General features: G+C 74.0%; 13 protein-coding genes. 9 read left to right on the top strand and 4 right to left on the bottom strand.

What is annotated here, in order from left to right; genetic code table 11:
• Window positions 1-79: 79 nt before the first annotated feature.
• From ACIRPH_RS10880 to folE, 6 genes are all read left to right on the top strand, one after another.
• On the top strand, window positions 80-523 hold the full coding sequence (locus tag ACIRPH_RS10880; protein WP_402912346.1) for a pyridoxamine 5'-phosphate oxidase family protein: 444 nt from the start codon (window positions 80-82) through the stop codon (window positions 521-523).
• Between the two features lie 37 nt (window positions 524-560).
• Entirely contained in the window at window positions 561-3,698 is a 3,138-nt protein-coding gene (locus ACIRPH_RS10875) for an amino acid adenylation domain-containing protein (RefSeq protein ID WP_402912343.1), read from the top strand.
• Window positions 3,698-4,906, top strand: coding sequence for a cytochrome P450 (locus ACIRPH_RS10870; protein ID WP_402912340.1), 1,209 nt, complete (start codon window positions 3,698-3,700; stop codon window positions 4,904-4,906). Before ACIRPH_RS10875 ends, ACIRPH_RS10870 begins: the two co-directional genes overlap by 1 nt.
• A gap of 44 nt (window positions 4,907-4,950) precedes the next feature.
• The gene (locus ACIRPH_RS10865) at window positions 4,951-6,126 is read left to right on the top strand and encodes a cytochrome P450 (protein WP_402912337.1); all 1,176 of its coding nucleotides are present in this window, start codon (window positions 4,951-4,953) and stop codon (window positions 6,124-6,126) included.
• A 327-nt stretch (window positions 6,127-6,453) separates the two neighbouring features.
• The gene (locus tag ACIRPH_RS10860; protein ID WP_402912334.1) at window positions 6,454-6,960 is read left to right on the top strand and encodes a 6-pyruvoyl trahydropterin synthase family protein; all 507 of its coding nucleotides are present in this window, start codon (window positions 6,454-6,456) and stop codon (window positions 6,958-6,960) included.
• Window positions 6,961-7,013: 53 nt separating this feature from the next.
• Window positions 7,014-7,637: a GTP cyclohydrolase I gene (folE, locus tag ACIRPH_RS10855; protein ID WP_330158164.1), complete on the top strand. Its 624-nt coding sequence runs from the start codon at window positions 7,014-7,016 to the stop codon at window positions 7,635-7,637.
• An 88-nt stretch (window positions 7,638-7,725) separates the two neighbouring features.
• Here folE and ACIRPH_RS10850 read toward each other — a convergent pair whose 3' ends face one another.
• On the bottom strand, window positions 7,726-8,523 hold the full coding sequence (locus ACIRPH_RS10850; protein WP_402912329.1) for a class I SAM-dependent DNA methyltransferase: 798 nt from the start codon (window positions 8,521-8,523) through the stop codon (window positions 7,726-7,728).
• Between the two features lie 671 nt (window positions 8,524-9,194).
• On the opposite strand from ACIRPH_RS10850, the gene ACIRPH_RS10845 reads away from it, so the two are divergent.
• Window positions 9,195-10,490, top strand: coding sequence for an amidohydrolase family protein (locus ACIRPH_RS10845; protein WP_402912326.1), 1,296 nt, complete (start codon window positions 9,195-9,197; stop codon window positions 10,488-10,490).
• A gap of 65 nt (window positions 10,491-10,555) precedes the next feature.
• On the opposite strand, the gene ACIRPH_RS10840 is transcribed toward ACIRPH_RS10845, so the two are convergent.
• Both ACIRPH_RS10840 and ACIRPH_RS10835 read right to left on the bottom strand, forming a co-directional pair.
• Window positions 10,556-11,173 carry a class I SAM-dependent methyltransferase gene (locus tag ACIRPH_RS10840; RefSeq protein ID WP_402912323.1) on the bottom strand — a complete coding sequence of 206 codons (618 nt, stop codon included), beginning with the start codon at window positions 11,171-11,173 and terminating at the stop codon, window positions 10,556-10,558.
• A 742-nt stretch (window positions 11,174-11,915) separates the two neighbouring features.
• A complete protein-coding gene (locus ACIRPH_RS10835; protein WP_402912320.1) occupies window positions 11,916-12,704 on the bottom strand; it encodes a helix-turn-helix domain-containing protein in 789 nt (262 codons plus the stop codon).
• Between the two features lie 180 nt (window positions 12,705-12,884).
• Here ACIRPH_RS10835 and ACIRPH_RS10830 point away from each other — a divergent pair, with 180 nt between their 5' ends.
• Complete coding sequence (locus ACIRPH_RS10830) at window positions 12,885-13,637, top strand: SDR family NAD(P)-dependent oxidoreductase (protein ID WP_402912317.1); 753 nt, start codon at window positions 12,885-12,887, stop codon at window positions 13,635-13,637.
• A gap of 184 nt (window positions 13,638-13,821) precedes the next feature.
• Here ACIRPH_RS10830 and ACIRPH_RS10825 read toward each other — a convergent pair whose 3' ends face one another.
• Entirely contained in the window at window positions 13,822-15,141 is a 1,320-nt protein-coding gene (locus ACIRPH_RS10825) for a DUF418 domain-containing protein (RefSeq protein WP_402912314.1), read from the bottom strand.
• A gap of 1,000 nt (window positions 15,142-16,141) precedes the next feature.
• On the opposite strand from ACIRPH_RS10825, the gene ACIRPH_RS10820 reads away from it, so the two are divergent.
• Window positions 16,142-17,956: a calcineurin-like phosphoesterase C-terminal domain-containing protein gene (locus ACIRPH_RS10820; protein ID WP_402913284.1), complete on the top strand. Its 1,815-nt coding sequence runs from the start codon at window positions 16,142-16,144 to the stop codon at window positions 17,954-17,956.
• Window positions 17,957-18,217 lie beyond the last annotated feature (261 nt).

Here is an 18,217-nt window from a genome sequence, read left to right as displayed (position 1 = left end):
CGGACACCACCGGCGACGCCGTGTCCTCCCCGCCCCCGAAAGCCCCGCAGTATTCGAGAGGCCGCCCATGCTCCCTGCCATGACCCGAGCCGAACGCGAGGAGTTCCTCGCCGGAGTCCACGTGGGCGTCCTCGGCGTCGACGACCCCCGTGCGGGCGGCGCCCCGCTGGTCGTCCCGGTCTGGTACTTCTACGCACCCGGCGGCGACGTGGTCGTGCAGACCGGACGCGACTCCGTCAAGGCGCGTCTCATCGGCGCCGCGGGCAGGTTCAGCCTGTGCGCGCAGCAGGAGGAGCCCCCCTACCGCTACGTCAGCGTGGAGGGGCCGGTCGTGGCCGTCGCCGACCCCGCCGACCCGGACGAGCGCCGCGCCATCGCGGTCCGCTACCTGGGCGCGCGGGAGGCAGGGGACTACCTGGCCGCGACCTCCGGCCAACTCGACGACGACGTCACCTTCCGCATGCGCCCCGAGCGCTGGCGGACGGCCGACTTCTCCTCGTTCGCCGCGTCGGTGTTCACCTGACGCCGGCACGACCTCGACTCGACGAGAGGAACCCCTCGTGACGAAGAGTCCGGCAACGCACGCCCCCTCCGAGGCGGAGCTGCGAGGTCCCGTCACCGACCACCTCCGCGACGCGCTCCTGCACGACATCTTCGCCACCTGGGCGGCCAGACAGCCGGGCGCCCCCGCCGTCCGCCACAGGGGGCGCGAACTCACCTACGGGGAGCTGGCCCGGCGCTCCCGGGACGTGGCCGCCGGCCTGCTGGCCGCCGGGGCGCGTCCCGGCGACGCGGTCGGCGTCTGCGGGCGCCGGTCCCCCGAGGCGCTCGTCGCCTTCCTCGGGGTCCTGCGCGCGGGCTGCGCCTACGTGCCGCTGGACCAGGACCACCCGCCCGCCCGCCTCAACGCGATGGCGGAGGACGCCGGCGTGCGCGTCGCGGTGGTCCTCCCGGGGGCGGTGTGCCGGGTGCGGCGCCTCGCCGCGCGGGTCGGGATCGAGGCCGACGCCGGGCCCGCGGCGGCCGGACCGCTCCCTCCGACGGGCGCCACGGCCGACGACTGCGCCTACGTCATGTTCACCTCGGGCTCCACCGGCCGGCCCAAGCCGGTCGCGGTGCCGCACCGGGGGGTCGTACGTCTGGCGGTGTCCGACCCCCGCCTGCCCCGGCCCGGACCGGGGGACCGGGTCCTGCACGGCTACGGCCTGTCCTCGGACGCCTCGACCATCGAGATCTGGTCGGCTCTGGCGGGCGGCGCCTGCCTGGTCATCGCCGATCGGGAGGAACTGGTCTCCCCCGAGGCGCTGCACCGGCGGCTGTGCGAGGACGCCGTCGACATCGCCTACCTCACCACGAGCGTCTTCCACCACGTCGCCCGGACGGACCCCGGGGCGTTCCGCGGCCTCGACTTCGTGTCGGCCGGGGGAGAGGCCATGGACCCGGACCTGGCCCGGGCCGTGCTGCGCGCCTGCCCGGACACCGAGGTCGTCAACTTCTACGGCCCCACCGAGAACACGGTGGTGTCCACGTTCCACAAGGTCCGCGGACTCGCGGACGGGGCGCGCTCGGTGCCCATCGGCCGCCCGATCGCCAACTCCACCTGCTGCGTCGTGCGCGCCGACGGGACCACCGCCCCGGCCGGGGAGGAGGGCGAGCTGCTCGTCGGCGGCGCCGGCCTCGCGCTGGGCTACCTGGGCGACGCAGACCTGACCGCCGAGCGCTTCGTGGCGGCGCCCGACGGGAGCGGGGAACGCCTCTACCGGACCGGCGACCGGGTGCTCCTGGGCCCGGACGGCGCCCTGGAGTACCGGGGGCGGATCGACCGCCAGCTCAAGATCCGGGGGCAGAGGATCGAACCCGACGAGGTCGAGGCGCGCCTGCGCGAACACCCCGACGTCGCCGAGGCCGTGGTGGAGGCCGGCGCCGCGCGCCTGACCGCCCACGTCACCCCCGCCGATCCCGGGCGCGGCGTCGACGTCGCCGACCTGCGGGGCTTCTGCGCGGCCTGGCTGCCCCCCGCGGCCGTCCCCCGCGTGTTCCACCGGTGGGAGTCCTTCCCCGTCTCCGCGGCGGGCAAGGTCGACCGGGCCCGGCTCGCCGAGCGGTCCGCCCTCGCGGAGCGGTCCGCGGCCCCCGAACCGTGCGAGCCCGCGCCCCCCGGGAAGGAGGGCGGCGACCGGTCGCTGCGGGACGGCGTCGCCGCGGCCTGGCGGGCGACGCTGGGGGTGACGCCCCGCCCGGGGGACGACTTCTTCCGCATCGGCGGCGACTCGCTGCTGGCGGCCGAGGCGGTCAACCGCACCCGCGCTCTGCTCGGCATCGGCGCGGAGCACGGCAGCACCCTCATCCGCTCCTTGATCGGGGGGCCGACGGTGGAGGAGTTCACCGAGGCCGTCCGGCGCGCCCGTGCCGGCGCCACCGCCGCACGGGAGCCCGGGGAGGCCACGGACTTCGGCGCCGAGGGGCGCCTCGGCTTCGCGCTGCCCGCCCGGCGCGGTCCGGCCCCCGCCCCGCGCGACCCCGCGGACGTGCTGGTCACCGGGGCCACCGGTTTCGTCGGCGCCTACCTGGTCGACCGGTTCCTCTCGAGCACCGGCGCACGGGTGCACTGCCCCGTCCGTGCCCGCGACCCCCGGCACGCCCGCCGCAGGGTGCTCGCCAACCTCGCCCGCTACGGGCTGCCGGCACGCGACCACGAGGAACGCCTCGTCTGCTTCCCCGCCGAGCTGGAGGCCGACCGGCTCGGGCTGGCCCCCGACCACGCGGCGGACCTGGCCGACCGCCTCGACCTGATCGTGCACTCCGGCGCCCAGGTCAACTTCATCTACCCCTACTCGGCCCTGCGGTCGGCCAACGTCGAGGGCACCCGCCGGATCGTGCGGCTGGCCGCGCCGCGCCGCGTCCCCGTCCACTTCCTGTCCACGATCGCCGTCCTGGCCGGTTTCGGCAGCGCGGGTGTGGGCCTGGTGGGCGAGGAGACGCCCCTGGCCCACGCCGAACGCCTCACCCTGGGCTACGCCGAGAGCAAGTGGGTGGCCGAGCAGGTGCTGCGCGACGCGGCCGGGGCGGGGCTGCCGGTGACCGTCTACCGCCCCTACGAGATCACCGGGGACCGGCGCGGCGGGATCTGCAACACCGAGACCGCGATCTGCTCGATGTTCAAGATGATCGCCGAGACCGGCACGGCGCCCGACATCGACCTGCCGATGGACTTCGTGCCGGTCGACCACCTGGCCGACACCATCGTGCACGTGGCCACGGGCCCCTCCCCGGCGCGCGGGACCTACCACCTCACCAACCCGGCGCCGGGCCGCCTGGCCGACGTCGTGCGGCGCATGCGCGCCGCCGGGTGCGCGATCGCGACCCTGCCCTACGCGGAGTGGGTCGCCGAGCTGGTGCGCCACGTCGCGGAGGACCCCACCAGCCCCACCGCGCCCTTCGTCTCGCTGTGCGTGGACCGGGGACGGGGCACCGACCTGTCGGTCAAGGAGCTGTACCTGGAGGGGGTCTTCCCGCGACTGGACCGGACCAACGCCGAGGCGGCCACGGCCGAGGCGGGACTGGTCTGCCCACCGGTCGACGACGCCCTCATCGACCACTACCTGGACCACCTCTTCGACTGCGGGTTCATGCGAAGGCCCGGGCCCGCCGCCGCGGTCGGGGCCGACCGCCGGCTCACGGCACGGGGGAGGGCGTGATGGACGGCACCGCCGGCCCGAGGGAGGCCCTGCCACCGGTCCCCGAGGCGGAACCCGGCTCCCCCGGTTCCCCCTGCGCCTACGCCGCCCTGCGCGCCGACGGCCCGGTGACCCGCGCGCGGCTCCCCGAGGGCGATCCGGTCTGGCTGGTCAGCCGGCACGACGACGTGCGCCGGGTGCTCGCCGACCCCCGGCTCGTACGCCCCGTCATCGCGACGTGGCCGCCGAGGGAGGGGGAGCAGTGGCCCCGCCGGGTCCTGACCCTGCTGGAGCTGAACGGCGCCGACCACGCCCGGGTGCGCGGCGCGGTCGCGCCCGCCTTCGCACCCCGCCGCCTCCAGGACATCGAACCCCGGGTCCGGTCCCTGGCCGAGGACCTGGTCGCCGACCTGGTACGGCAGGGGCCGCCGGGCGACCTGGTGGCGGGCTTCACCGAACCCTTCCCGCTGCGCGTGCTCTGCGCGTTCCTGGGCATCGACCACACGGGGTTCGCCGCCGTCGCCGAGCACGTCGAGACCGTCCTGCAGGCCACCCGGGTCCCGCTCGGCAAGACCCTGGCGGCCCTGGACGCGCTGCGCGACCACGCCGCCGCGCTGGTCGACGCCTGTGCGCGCGAGGGCGGCGACGGCCTGCTCGGCAGGCTGGCCGCCACCCCCGCCCGCGAGGGCGGCCTCGGGCACGAGGACCTGGTCAGCGTCACCATCAGCATGCTCATGGCGGGCTACAGGACCAACGTCCAGCACTTCGGGGCCGCGCTGGTGACGCTCCTGGAGCGCCCCGGACTCGTCCGGCGCCTGCGGGAGCGGCCCGGGGAGATCCCCGGGGCGGTGGAGGAGCTGCTGCGCCACGTGCCGCTCATGAACGCCATCGTCGTCCTGGTCGCCACCGAGGACCTGGACATCGGGGGTCGGCGCGTCCGCGAGGGGGAGGCGGTCATGCCGATCATCGCCTCCGCCAACCGGGACGGCGACGCCTTCGAGCGCGCCGACGAGTTCGACCCCCGGCGGACCCCCAACCGCCACCTGGTCTTCGGCCGGGGACCGCACTACTGCCCGGGCGGCCACCTGACCCGTATGGAGCTGCGCGTCGGGCTGGAGACCCTGCTCGCCCGCCTGCCGGACCTGCGCCCGGCCGAGCCGCCGGAGCGGCTCGCCTGGAACGAGGACTCGCCGCTGCGCGCCCCGCTGCGGCTGCCCGTCCTCTGGTGAGGCCCGTACCCGATCCGACCGCCCACCGGAGGGAGACCACCGCCGTGACCACCACCGACCAGTCGCCGCCGCGTTATCCGTTCAGCACCCGGGGGGACCGTCTGGCCGACGAGCTCCGCGGCACCTGCCCCGTCACGCGCGTGACCACCAACGCCGGGCACGAGGCGTGGCTGGTCACCGGCTACCCCGAGGCGCGCCGGGTACTGCGCGAGGAGCGGTTCCGCCGTGCCCGGGTGGCCGACGAGGGCAGCCCCGTCCAGGACGTCCCGGCCTTCGCCCCCGAACTGCTCGACGCCATGGCCTACCTGGACGGGGCCGGCCTGCTGGAGGAGACCCGGCGCCTGCTGGGCGACCTGCCGGACCTGCCGGAGGAGGAGCTCCGGGCCGAGGCGCGACGGGGGCTCGCGGAGATGGTGGCGCAGGGGGCGCCGGGCGACCTCCAGCGCCACTTCGCGGAGCGGGTGGCCGGGCTGGCGATGTGCCGCGTGATGGGGCTGCCCACCGGCGACCTGCCGCGGCTCAGGCACTGGGCCGACACCGATCTCACCATGCTCCTGCCGACCGAGGAGGTCCACCGCAACTGGGAGCAGCTGCGCGACCACCTCCTCGAACGCGGGCGGCACGGTGACGCCGGCGGTCGGGGCCTCGTCCCCCGGCTCACGGCGATGAACACCGGGAGCGGCGCGCTCACGCCGCACCAGCTCGCCAACGTGCTCGGCGTCGTCTTCGTCGCCGGCTACGAGGACCTCGCCAGCTTCCTGGGCGGCGCGGCCTTCCACCTCGCCCGGATGCCCGGCGCGCTCGCCGAGGTCCGCGCCGACCCCGGGTCCGTCGAGGGGCACGTCGAGGAGCTGCTGCGCTACAGCGTCCTGATGGGCAACGCCCTGGCCCGGATCTGCACCGACGGCACGGAGGTGGGCGGGCGGCGGCTGCGCGCGGGGGACCTCGTGCTGGTCTCCTCCGACGCCGCCAACCACGATCCGGCCGCCTTCCCCGACCCCGACGCCTACGACCCGTCCCGCCGCCCCAACCCGCACATGCGGTTCGGCCACGGCCCGCACTACTGCCCGGGGGCCAGGCTGACGCGCCGGGTCGGGGCGCTCGCCCTGACCGAGCTGGCCCGCCTGGAGGGGCTGAGGCTCGCCGTTCCCCCGCAGGACGTCGAGTGGCACCCCGACCGGATGGCGATCATGCCCGCCTCCGTACCCGTGCTCTGGTGAGGCCGGTCCCCCGTGGACCAGCACCCGACCGGCGCAGGAACCGCCCCCGGACCCCGAGGAGTGTCCGCCCGTGCAACGACCCCCGCCCGTACCGCGCGACGGCGGGCCGGCCCCCGGCCCGGCGCCCGCCGCCGACCGGCGGACCCGGCCCCGCGCACCCGCAGAAGCCCCCGGGGCAGGCCGAGGTCCTGTTCTCCGGCCTTCCCCGGCCCCGGACCGGGGGCGCCCCGGTCCGGAGCCCGACACCACGACGGCGCCGGGGTCCCGCAGGGACCGCCCGCGCCGGAGCCCGTGCCCGCAAGCCCACAAGTATCGGGGGATCCACTGATGGACACCACGGCCGCCACGAACGCACCGGCCCACCACGGCGTCACCGTGCGGCACAACTTCGAGACCGCGCACCGGCTGCCACATCTGGGCGGCAAGTGCACGAACCTGCACGGCCACTCCTGGTGGGTCGAGGTGTCGGCCGCCGCCCCGGCCCTCGACTCCAGCACGGTGGTCGAGTTCGGGGCCTTCAAGGCCGAACTGCGCTCCTGGATCGACACCCACCTGGACCACGGGGCGATGCTCGGCGTCGACGACCCGCTGGCCAAGGTGCTGGCCGACCACGGCAGCAAGCTGTACCGCTTCGGCGCCCCCCAGCCGCTCCCCGCCGAGGAGTTCGCGACGAACCTGCCCCACCCGACGGTGGAGGCCGTGGCCGTGCTCCTGGGCCGGGTGGCGATGGACGTCCTGGTGGGGCTGGGCCACGCGCCCGGCGCCAGGATCGAGGGCGTCCGCGTGACGGAGACCCATGTGAACAGCGCCCTGTGGCGCGGCGGGAGCGCGTGAGCGGTCCGCCCCGAGCAGTCCAGAGCCCCCAGCGCGAACGAGGAGTCGGAACCGTGACCACCAGCGCTACCGCAGCACCGTCCGACCGCCCCCTGCCCGCCTCTCCGGAACAGACCGCCGCCGAGCACGCCCGTGCCATGCTGGAGGCCCTCGGCATCCCCTGCACCAGCGAGTCCATGCGCCGCACGCCCGAGCGGTACGTCCGGGCGATCGCGGAGATGACCCGCGGCCTGCGCCTGGATCCGGACCGCCACCTGGGCGTGCTGTTCCCGGCGGAGTCCACCAACCAGGGGATCATCGCGGCCGTGGACGTGCCGTTCGTGGCCCTGTGCGAGCACCACCTCCTGCCGTTCCCCGGCCGTGCCACGGTCGCCTACCTGCCGGCCCCTGGGGCGCGCATCGTCGGACTGTCCAAGCTGGCCCGCGTCCTGCAGGAGTACGCCGCCCGCCCCCAGGTGCAGGAGCGGATCGGCGAGCAGACGGTGGCCGCGCTCGACAAGAACCTGGACGTGCGGGGGGCGGCCTGCGTCATCCGTTCCCGGCACGCCTGCATGACCCTGCGGGGCGTGGAGGCGCACGGCGCCGCCATGCTCACCACGCACCTGACCGGGGAGCTGGAGACCGATCCTGCGCTGCGGGCCCAGGTGCTCTCCTACGGGCCGTCGGAGGCGGTGTAGCGCCCCCCGCTGAAGGCCCTGGTCGGAGGCGCCGCTCCGACCGGGGCCTTCGGTGTGCCGCGGCCCGGCCGTCCCGGCGGGGCGCGGGTCAGGACGGGGAGCCGGCGGACGCACCGCCCTTGCGGGCGACGATCATCATGGTCTCCGGCTGGTGTCCGTGCTCCCGCCGACCGGGGGCGGCGGCGTCGGACTCGGGTAGGTGGTGCGCCTCCACGCGCAGGCCGGCCCCGGCGAGCAGGCTCTCGATGCGCGCGGGGGAGAAGATCGTCAGGGCGTGGCCGGACGCGGTGCGCCGCCACACCTCCCCCTCCTCCCGGAAGAAGTAGTCGATGCGCAGGTCGATCGCCTCCGGGGCGGACGCAGAGCGTTCGGCCCGGAAGACCGACATGCCGTCCTCGTGCTCGAACACCTTGGGCGCGCGGACGAGGGTCTCCGCCCCGGCCCGGTCCATCATGTCGAAGACGAACAGGCCGCCCGGCGCCAGCACTCGGGCCGTGCTGCGGAAGGCGGCCGCCAGCTCGTTCTCGTCGGCCAGGTAGTTGAGTACCGCGCCCGTGCTCAGCACAGCGTCGAAGGGGCCCAGCGGGGGCAGGTCACGGGCGTCGCCCACGACGAACTCCACCCGCTCGGCCCCGGGCTTGGCCCTGGCGACCTCCAGCATGCGCGCGGAGGAATCCACCCCTGTGACCTCGAACCCGTCCTCGGCGAGCGGGATCGAGCCCTTGCCGGTGCCGCAGCCCAGGTCCAGGAGGCGTCGGCCGGGCGTTCCGTGGTGCCGGAGCGCGCGCCGACAGGTGGCGAGCAGGTCCGTGAGGTTGTGGTCCCTGGCCATGCGGTCGTAGGAGTCGGCCGCGACGTCGTAGTCGTTGTAGACGATCGTGTCCATGGGGGAGTTGTTCCCGGGAAGCGGCCGAGGGGTGCGGAGGCGGTGCGGCTCCCACGGAGCCCGCCCGGTCTTGTCCGGACTCGTGTCTTTCGTTCCGGACCTCGACGCCGGATACGGGCATCCTATTCGTGGGAAAGGGGCTTCTGGAGGGGAGGTCGTTCGATGCTTTTCGTGGTTCTTCTCCTTCCTCCCGGAAATGCGCATCCAAACCTGAGAACAGAATTCGCGCCTTTGGTGGAGGATGGTCGCTTTTTTGGCTTCCGGGGGTCGGGTCGCGATTTTTCCGGTGTGTCCGAGCGGTCCGGAAGGGGTCTTCCCGGAGCAGGCGGGGCGCTCGGGGGCCGAAGCCCCGAAGGGGGCGTCCGCCCGGATCCACGGGGCCTTTGCCTACCCGGGCGGGAGCGCCCCGCAGAGGGAACCCCACGGGGCCGGCCGCCTTCGCGCGAAGGCGGAGCCACGTTTCTCGGCGGGTGCGCGGGGGGTACTAACCGATCGTCCTCCGAAAATGCAGGGAACGGCTCTCCGGAGCGGTATTCCCTCTCTCCTCATTGTGAAAGGCCGCATATGCCCTCCTCTTGTGTCCGTGTTCCCGGGGGTGGCGGCGCCCCCGGACCGGCGGAGTCCCGCTCCGTCCCCGGAGAGCTCTGCCGCACGCCGGGCACGGTCCGTCGATGAGCGCCCCCGACCCGTGCCGCGGCACCGTGCTGCGCGGCGCCGCACTGGTCCTGACGATGGACCCGGACATGGGCGAGGGGCCGCTCGGCGCACTGGCGCACGCCGACGTCCTCATGGAGGACGGCGTGATCACGGCGGTCGGTCCCGACCTGCGCCGCGGTCCCGGCACGGAGGCCGTCGACGCGCGGGGACGCATCGTCCTCCCCGGGTTCGTCGACGCGCACACGCACCTGTGGCAGAGCGCCATCCGCGGACACGGCGCCGAGCTGGGGTTCTACGACTGGTACGGAACGTGCGTGGGGCCGGTCCTTCCGGTGATCGCTCCCGAGGAGATGGACCGGTTCGTGCGGCTCTCCGCGGCCGACGCCCTCCAGTCGGGTGTGACCACCGTGGTCGACTGGGTGCCCGCCGTCGACTTCGCCGTGTCCGAGGCCTACGTGCGCGCGGTGGACGAGAGCGGTCTGCGCTTCGTGCACGCCCCGTACCAGGAGCTGCCCGACATCGGCCTCGTCCGCAAGGTCGTACAGGACCTGGTAACCCCGACCGCGCGGGGCACGGCGCAGGTGGGCTCGGCCGCCTTCCCCGGGTACGCGGACACGGTGCGCGCCCACGCCGACCTGGCCCGGGAACTGGGGGTGGGCCTCAACCTCCACCTGCTCGAACACCCCGACGACCGTGCGGGCGACCCCGTCGGGATGCTCGACGAGGCCGGCGCGCTGGGTCCGCGTACGCTGCTCAACCACGTCATCCACATCACCGGCGCGGAGCTGGACCTGCTCGCCCGCAGGGGTGCCGCCGTCGCCCACTGCCCCCTGAGCAACATGCGCCTGGCGACGGGGGTGATGCCGCTGCCGGAGTTCCGCAGGCGGGGGATCCGGGCCGGCCTGGGCCAGGACGGAGGCACCAACGACAGCGGGGACATGTTCGCCTCCATGAAGGCGGCCGTGGGACTGCAGAGGGCCGTCTCCCTGGACGCCGGGGCGTATCCCGGCCCCCGGGAGGCGTTGGCGATGGCCACCCTGGACGGCGCCCGGGCGATCGGGGAGGCCGATCGCCTGGGCTCGCTCACACCCGGCAAACGCGCGGACGTGGTCGTGCTCGAACCGCGGGCGCTGAACTTCGCCCCGCGCGGTGACTGGCCGGCGCAACTGGTCCTCAACGGTCGCCCGGACAACGTCACGGACGTGTACGTGGACGGGATACCGCGCAAGAGCGGGGGGAGGCTGGCCGGCGTGGACGTGCCCCGCCTGGTGGCGGACGCGGAGGCCGCGGCCGACCGGGTGTGGGCATGAGCGGGCGCCCCACGGGGCGGGGCGCCCGCTCGGGCCCGGCCCCCTGCGGGGCCGGGTGGTCCCGGTCAGAGCCGTTCGGCCTCGACCAGCCACGCCGGGTCGCCCCCGGCCGGGGAGGGGGTGTCCAGGACCGAGGCGCGCATGCTCCTGATCCACCACCCGGCCGCGGACAGGGACGTGCGCAGCTCGTGTTCGGACAGTCGGCGCCTACCGGGTGCGGACCCGGGGGAGCGGTCCGAGAGGCCGAGGAGGACCAGCCAGGTCCCGGGGTGGCTCACCGCGTGCAGTGCCTCCAGGTACGGGGAGCGTTCGGGGCGGTCGAGGCGGTGGAAGTGCGCCATGTCCACGATGGTGGAGAAGTCGCCCACCGACGCATCGATCCGGGTGGCGTCCTCGACACGGAACTCCACGGGCACCCGGGCCCCCTGCGCGCGCAGGACCGCCTCCGCCACGGCGGTGGGGGAGGCGTCGACGGCGACCACCCGGTGACCGTGGCGGGCGAGGTGGACGGCGTTGTCCCCCGACCCGCACCCGACCTCCAGCACAGGTGAACGGATTCCCCCCTCGTCCTGGATCGCGACCAGTCCTCCGTGGGGGCGGGCGCCGTTCCACGGGGTCTCATCGAGGCGTGCGGAGCCGTTCGGACTGCTCCGGTAGAACACGTCGAAGTCGATTCGGGTCATCGTTTCTCCGGTATTCATGAGGGTGTTTCCCGGCCGGGCGGGGGTGCGGCATTGTTGTCGTTCTGCCGGGACATTCGTTCGTGAGTGAAAAGGGGGAGAGCTTGCGCAGGACGGTAGCACCGCGGTCGTCCGCTGTCCCCGTTTTGCGAATACCGGGAACCCCGGTGCTGCCGGGCCCGGATCGGCGGCCGTGGGGGCGATGTCGCCACGCACGCCCGATAAGCCGGGAAGGAAGGAGACCTGTCGGCGCCAGGAAGGGCTCATATGTGTGAAGTGAACACATTCCCCCACGGCGGCGGAGGCCCCTGCGGCCCGCAACACTGCGGCGGAGGGGCTCCCGTCCGGGAAACACGTCCGCCTTTCCGGGCCGGACCTGTGTGCCGACGCCTTTCGGATCGGGCCCGGGGACGGGGGAATCGCCCGGAAGGGAATCGTCCCCCATGCGTGCCGGGCCGTGGACCGCGGCCGCATCCGCGGGGGAGCACCCGCGGAGTCACGCCCGCGCCCTCTTCTCCGCACCGGCGGCGGGAAGACGCGGTTCTGGACTGGGTGGGTGTCCGGGAGAGTGCAGGGGCTGTCGCGGTGACCTCGGGCACCGCGGCCGTTCTGGATCGGCGCGACATCCGCTGACCGGGAGTCGCCCGGCGGGGGACGGTCCTGCTCCGGGCGTTGAGGGGGAGGGGACGGCACGACGACGATCCCGCCGGTCCTGGCTTCCGGATCCGCACCCGACCCCGTGCGGTCATCCCGCGGACGCGTAGATCACCGTCCAGTGGTCCCGCTCGGCGTCGTGCAGCATCTCGCTCTGGAAGGTCTGCCACCCCCGGGTCGGGTGGAGCAGGTGCTTGACGGCGGAGTGTCCCACCCCGACCTCCCCCCGGGCCCAGAAGGACCGGAAGTCGGCACTGGTCGCCGAGAGTTCCGCGTGCAGGGACCTCAGGTACCCGTCGTCCGGGTAGCGGCCCATCGACGAGCGCAACTCCGCCGTGGCCCATCGGGCGTACCGGTGCGCCCCCTCCTCGCCGAGGACACGGCGGGCGTGGGAGGTGAAACCGTGGTGGACGATGCTGCGCCGGAAACGGCCTTCGCCGGGGAGCGGACCGAGGAGCTCGGCCGCGGCCGCGTTGCGCGCCATCACGTCCAGGCGGCCGTCGTGAACGGTGACCGGGACGGTGGCGTCGAGGTTGCGCAGGAGCTGGAGCAGGCCCGGCCGGATCTCGCTGCCCGGTGCGAACGGCTCGGGCGGCAGTTCGCCGGCGAGCCGGAACAGGTGGCCGCGCTCTCCGGCGGTGAGCCCCAGGACCTGCGCCAGGGCGGAGAGCACCTCCCGGGACGGGCGCGGCGCCCGCCCCTGTTCGAGGCGGGTGTAGTAGTCGACGGAGATCCCGGCGCCCTCGGCCAGTTCCTCCCGTCTCAGTCCGGGGACCCGGCGATGGGAGGCCCGCACGGTGGCTGACGGCTCGGGGGGAGCCATCACGGCCCTTCGACCGCGCAGGAACTCCCCGAGGTCCGTTCTCGGCCCGGTCGGCATGCGCCCGATGATACCCGGGGCACTCCGTGCGACCCCGGCCGCGGGGCTTCCCTGCCTGGCCCTGCCGGTCCCGGGATCGACAGTCTCTTCCCCGCCCGGCGCGGCTCCCGCACAGTGGTCGTCGGGCGCCCGGACACGGGCGCCCGATCACCGCACCCCTGACATCCGAGGAGTCCTCACATGCCCGAGAACCGCGTCGCCCTGGTCACCGGGGCCAACCAGGGTATGGGCAGGCACGTGGCCGGGGAGCTGGTTTCCGACGGGGTCGCCGTGTTCCTCGGTTCCCGCGATCTCGCCCGCGGTGAGTCGGCCGCCGCCGAGATCGGCGACGGCGCCACCGCACTTCAGCTCGACGTGACCGACCCGGGGTCCGTCGCCGCGGCAGCCGAGAGGATCGAGGCGGAGGCCGGACGGCTCGACCTCCTCGTCAACAACGCCGCCATCTCCTCCACCCGCACCGACCTCACCATGGCCCAGCTCCGGGCCACGGCCCGGCCGAGCACGGTCTCGCTCGACGAGATGCGGGCGGTCTGGGAGGTGAACGTCCTCGGCCCGCTCGCGGTCTTCCAGGCCGTGCTGCCGCTGCTCCGCGCGTCCTCCGACGCACGGGTCGTGAACGTGACGAGCGCGATGGGTTCGCTGACCGTCATGGCGGACCCGGCCTTCGCGTTCCACCAGACCTTCGAACCGGTCTACTCCGCCTCCAAGACGGCGCTCAACGCCGTGACGCTGGCCATGATGGTCGAGCTCGAAGAGACCGACATCAAGGTCAACCTCGTCTCGCCGGGGTTCGCGAACACCGCCCTGGTCGGGTTCGAGGGAACGGAGACGGTCGAGGACGCCTCCCGGGAGGTGGTGCGGGTGGCCCGCCTCGGCCCCGACGGGCCGAGCGGCACCTTCACCTCCTGGGAGGGCGCGGACCTCCCGTGGTGACCGCCACCGACAGCCGCCGCCCGTCCCCGGGGATCCGGCCAGGCGGGGGTCCCCGGGGACGGGCGCGCTCGGGGGCTGTCGTGGCGCCACGGTGACCTCCGGCGGGGTCCGCCGCTGCCCCCTGCGGCGGACCCCCTCGGCCCGGCCGTCCGCGGCTCCGGGAGGACCGGGCCCCGGGGCCGGGCTACGGCCGTGAGGACGGCGGTGCCCCCTGGGCCCCGGTGGTGCGGACCAGGCGGCCCGCCCTGCGGTAGGTGAGGTTGCGGAGCAGGACCTCGGCGGGCCCGCGCCGCCCCGCCCGGTCGAGCAGGTACGCCCCGACCACGGTCAGCAGCCAGGTGCCGAGGGCCACCAGGACCGCCGTCCAGCTGGACAGGTGCACCCCCAGGCCCAGCCCCCACGCCGCCAGGAAGGGCGCGAAGACCAACGATTGGGCGAGGTAGCCGCTCAGGGAGCGCCGTCCCAGGGCCACCAGCCCCCGGACCGGCAGGGACGGCCCGCCCCTTCGGTCGGCGAGGCGGTGGGCGAGCAGGCCGAAGAGCGCGGCGTAGCCCACGCCGGTGAAGATCCCGGTGTAGAAGTGCACCGAGGCCACCGCCGGGGCGTACACCGGGTCGAGCACGCCCACGTGCTGCAGGCCCAGCACCAGCCCGGGGATCCACCCGACGGAGATGCCCAGGACGGCCACCCTGCGCAGCAGCGGCAGGTGACGCGCCGGGTCCTCCAGGAACCGGTGCCGCGCCGCGAGGACGCCGATCAGGAACACCGTGGGCAGCGCGAGGGAGGCCAGGCCGGACCCGAGCGCGAAGACCCAGGTGGGGAAGCGGATCGCAGCGGAGAGCAGGTAGCCGGTCTCGGCGATGCTGGCCCGTTGCATGCCGGCCGCGTCCACGGCGGGCGCGCCTGCGGGGGCGACCAGGGTGGCGAGCACCGACAGGGCGGTGACCAGGGCCCCCGCTGTGAGCAGGACGGCGGTCCAGATCTTGAGGGTGCGGTCGGTGCGGTGCAGGAACAGGGGCACCATGAGCAGGCCGATGAGGCCGTAGGTGCCGATGATGTCGCCCTGCCACAACAGCAGGGCGTGCACGGCGCCGAAGGCGAGCATCCACAGGTGGCGTGCGCGCAGGATCCTGCGGGCGTCCTTGTCGCGGGTCCCGTGGGCCTTCTGGCGGGCGTACATCTGCCCGATGCCGTAGGCGAACAGGAACCCGAACATGGTGTGGGTGCGGGCGTCCACCACGACCAGGGACAGCACCTGGGCGGCCTTGTCGGCGAGGTTGCCCTCGGCGGGGTGGAGCATGCCCAGGCCGGCGGGGGCGTCGTAGACGAACCAGGGCACGTGGGCCAGCGCGATCAGCAGCAGCATCATGCCCCGGGCCAGGTCCGGGGCCAGGGCCCGCTCGGAGACCGGGGTCGAGCCCGCCACGGCCGTGGCGGGGGCCGGGGACTCCGGAGGCGGGGCGTCGGGGGCGGAGGGCGGACCCTCGGTACGGTGAGTCGTCATGCGGGGCGGGCTCCAGGCTGTCTTCTCTGGTGAGCGGTGGGGTCGGGTCGCGCGGCCCGGCGTGACGACACACGGCCACGCGGACTCCGCCCGAGGACATGACGCCACCCTCTCCGCCCGCGCCGTTCCCCGGCAGTGGGACCGTGTCACCGTTCCCCCGTGACTTCTGTACCGGTGAACCCATGACACGGTGTCACGGGTGGAGGCGCCGGGGTGGCGGCGGACCGGGGGACGCTCCCGGCGTCCGACGTCGGAGACCACGCCCGTGGAGAGGTGGACCCGGCGGCAATACGTGAGGAGCCCACGGCCGCCGAATCCGTCCGGACCGTTCGCGTGCGGTCCCTTGCCGGGACAGTGGTCTCCGGGAGTTCACCGGGTGCGCGCCTGGTCCGTCGAGAGGCGCCGTGCCATTGCGGACCTCTCCTTCGATGGGCTTTTCCGTCGCAGCCCGGGTGATGTCGGACGGAGCCGTGCCAGAACGGAACCGCAGGTCATAAACGAAATGCACCCCGGTGGGCGTGTCGCCCGGCGGCGCCCCCCGAGTTTTCTCGGAGAAGCACGGAGTTGCGTTTCTCCACCTGGGCTGACGTGCGTATACGTTCTGAGTGGCGATGTGGTCCCGGTCGTTCGGGTTCGGCGGCGGCAGTAGGCGTGTCGGGAACACGGCCGACGCAATGCTCCCTCCGGTGGAAGAACCCACAGGAGAAATCGGAGCGAAAACCATGGTGGACCTGGTCGTCGGCAACGCATGGAGAGGGAACTCGCCGAGAAATGCTCGGTGAGTCGTGCCAGTCGTCACCGTCCGGTGGTCGGCTGTTGGTCGGAAACTGGTTCCTTGTTCAGTCTTGTCGAGAAAGGTTGCTTCCCGCCGGTCCCCCTGGCCGGTTTCTCTCCCCCGCATATCGGAGGCAACCGCATGCCAACGCCCCCTTCACGACATGCGCAGACGCGGCGCGCCCCCGGGGCACGCCGTTACTTTCGCACCGCGATGACGGCCTCGATGGCCGCTGCCATCGCCGGTTCCCTCACCATGGTCCCCGCCCCGGCCGCGGCAGAGCCGTCGGAGAACGGGGACGACGCCTACCGCGGCGGGATCGAGGTCGTCCGGTCGCAGCCGGCCGACGACTCGGTGCTGACGGGCCGGGTGTTCGTCGACGCCGACCGCGACAGCGTCAGCGACCGCGGCGAGGACGGCCTGGCCGGCGTCGTGGTCACCAACGGCCGCGACGTGGTCCGCACCGACCGGCGGGGCCGGTATGAGCTGCCCGTGTTCGACAACATGACGGTGTCGGTCACGCAGCCCTCGGGCTACCAGGTGCCGATGGACGAGCACAACATCCCCCAGTTCCACTACAACCACCTGCCCGAGGGGTCCCCGGAGCTGCGCTACGGCGGCATCGAGCCCACCGGACCGCTGCCGTCCGCGATCAACTTCCCGGTCGTCGAGAGCGGGGAGACCGGCGACTCGGACCAGAGCTGCGTCATCGCCGGAGACCTGCAGACCTACGACGAGCAGGAGGTGGAGTACGCGCGGGCCGGCGCGATCAGGGACCTGGCCGAGCGCGACGACTACGCCGGCTGCGGCACCCTGTTCGTCGGCGACGTCGTGGGCGACGACCTGTCGCTCTACCCCGCCATCAAGGACCTGGTCGCCGAGACCAACGGTCCGGCCCGCTTCCTGCCGGGCAACCACGACCTCGACTTCGACGCGCCGAACTCCGAGCACTCCTTCGACACCTTCCGCGCCCAGCTGGCGCCGGAGTACTACTCCTACGACGTCGGCGACGTGCACGTCGTCGCGCTGAACACCGTCGACTACCCGTGCACCGCGGCCGAGGACAGCCCCGCGGGCATCGCGGAGCACTGCGCCGACCCGGAGGGCCGCCCGGCGTACAACGGCCGCATCGACGACGACCAGATCGCGTGGCTCGAACAGGACCTGGCGCACGTCGACCGCGACAAGCTCGTCGTGGTCGCCGGCCACATCGGCCTGCTCAACTACGCCGACGAGAGCTCCCCGGTGCACCAGGTCGACCAGGTCCGCCGCGTGCACGAGCTGCTGGAGGGGCGCAGGGCCGTGGCGCTGTCCGGCCACAGCCACAGCATCGAGAACCTCAAGACCGGCGACGACGTCGAGGGGTGGCGCACCCTCTTCGGTGTCGAGGGGCTGCCGTTCCCGCACATCACCGCCGGCGCGGTCTCGGGCGACTGGTACTCCGGCGAGGTCGGCGAGGAGGGCTACCCGACGGCGATCGGCCGCGACGGAGGCCGCCCCGGCCTGGTGACGCTGGACATCGAGGGCAACGAGTTCCGGGAGCGCTACACCGTCACCGGTGAGTCCGACGACGTGCAGACGCAGCTGGGCATCAACAGCCCGACCTACCGCGAGTGGTTCGCCGAGCGCCAGGAGTGGAACGCCGACCCCGTGGGCGAGGCCCCCGAACTGGACGAGCCCCTGGTGGTCGACCGCTCCGACCTGGCGGGCGGGAGCTGGCTGACGACCAACTTCTTCTTCGGCTCCACCGGCTCGACGGTCGAGGTGAGCATCGACGGCGGGCGGGCCGGGGAGGCCACGCGCACCCAGCAGATGGAGGGCGAGGACGTCAACGTCGGCGTCGAGTACTCCGACCCGTACGCGGTCTCGCAGCAGCTCGTGCACGGCGGCAGCCTCGCCGACCGGACGATGCACCTGTGGCGGTTCGACCTCCCCAGGAACCTGCGCACCGGTGAGCACACCGCCGAGGTGACCGCGACCGACTCCTACGGCCGCGAGTTCACCGACACCGTCGAGTTCGAGGTGGTGGGGCGCCGGTAACGGGGCTCCTCCGCCCGGAGGGCCGCCGCCCGCAGGGGTGGCGGCCCTCCTCCGTGCGGACGGACCGTGCGGAACGGCGCTGCGGGGCCGGACCCCGGTGGAGCCCCCCGGGCAGGATCGAGGGCCCGCCCGCACGCCGCCCGGTGCCGGAGCCCCCGCCCGGCGGTGAGGACGGAAGGAACGCACGGGCCAGGGGATCCGTGCGGCGGTGACGGGTTCTGGCAGGGCCTCCCACCCGGGTTCCCACGGATGTTTCACTGC

It is taken from the genome of Nocardiopsis sp. NPDC101807, from assembly GCF_044766605.1.
GTDB lineage: Bacteria > Actinomycetota > Actinomycetes > Streptosporangiales > Streptosporangiaceae > Nocardiopsis > Nocardiopsis tropica.
Note: the sequence above shows the minus strand (reverse complement) of the source record. Positions and strands in the feature narration are given on the sequence as shown.

Coding starts and splice junctions, on each gene's coding strand:
- ACIRPH_RS10880 (WP_402912346.1), top strand. CDS start 80: ATGACCCGAGCCGAACGCGAGGAGTTCCTCGCCGGAGTCCACGTGGGC.
- ACIRPH_RS10870 (WP_402912340.1), top strand. CDS start 3,698: ATGGACGGCACCGCCGGCCCGAGGGAGGCCCTGCCACCGGTCCCCGAG.
- ACIRPH_RS10860 (WP_402912334.1), top strand. CDS start 6,454: ATGGACACCACGGCCGCCACGAACGCACCGGCCCACCACGGCGTCACC.
- ACIRPH_RS10850 (WP_402912329.1), bottom strand. CDS start 8,523: ATGGACACGATCGTCTACAACGACTACGACGTCGCGGCCGACTCCTAC.
- ACIRPH_RS10845 (WP_402912326.1), top strand. CDS start 9,195: ATGAGCGCCCCCGACCCGTGCCGCGGCACCGTGCTGCGCGGCGCCGCA.
- ACIRPH_RS10840 (WP_402912323.1), bottom strand. CDS start 11,173: ATGACCCGAATCGACTTCGACGTGTTCTACCGGAGCAGTCCGAACGGC.
- ACIRPH_RS10835 (WP_402912320.1), bottom strand. CDS start 12,704: ATGCCGACCGGGCCGAGAACGGACCTCGGGGAGTTCCTGCGCGGTCGA.
- ACIRPH_RS10830 (WP_402912317.1), top strand. CDS start 12,885: ATGCCCGAGAACCGCGTCGCCCTGGTCACCGGGGCCAACCAGGGTATG.
- ACIRPH_RS10825 (WP_402912314.1), bottom strand. CDS start 15,141: ATGACGACTCACCGTACCGAGGGTCCGCCCTCCGCCCCCGACGCCCCG.
- ACIRPH_RS10820 (WP_402913284.1), top strand. CDS start 16,142: ATGGCCGCTGCCATCGCCGGTTCCCTCACCATGGTCCCCGCCCCGGCC.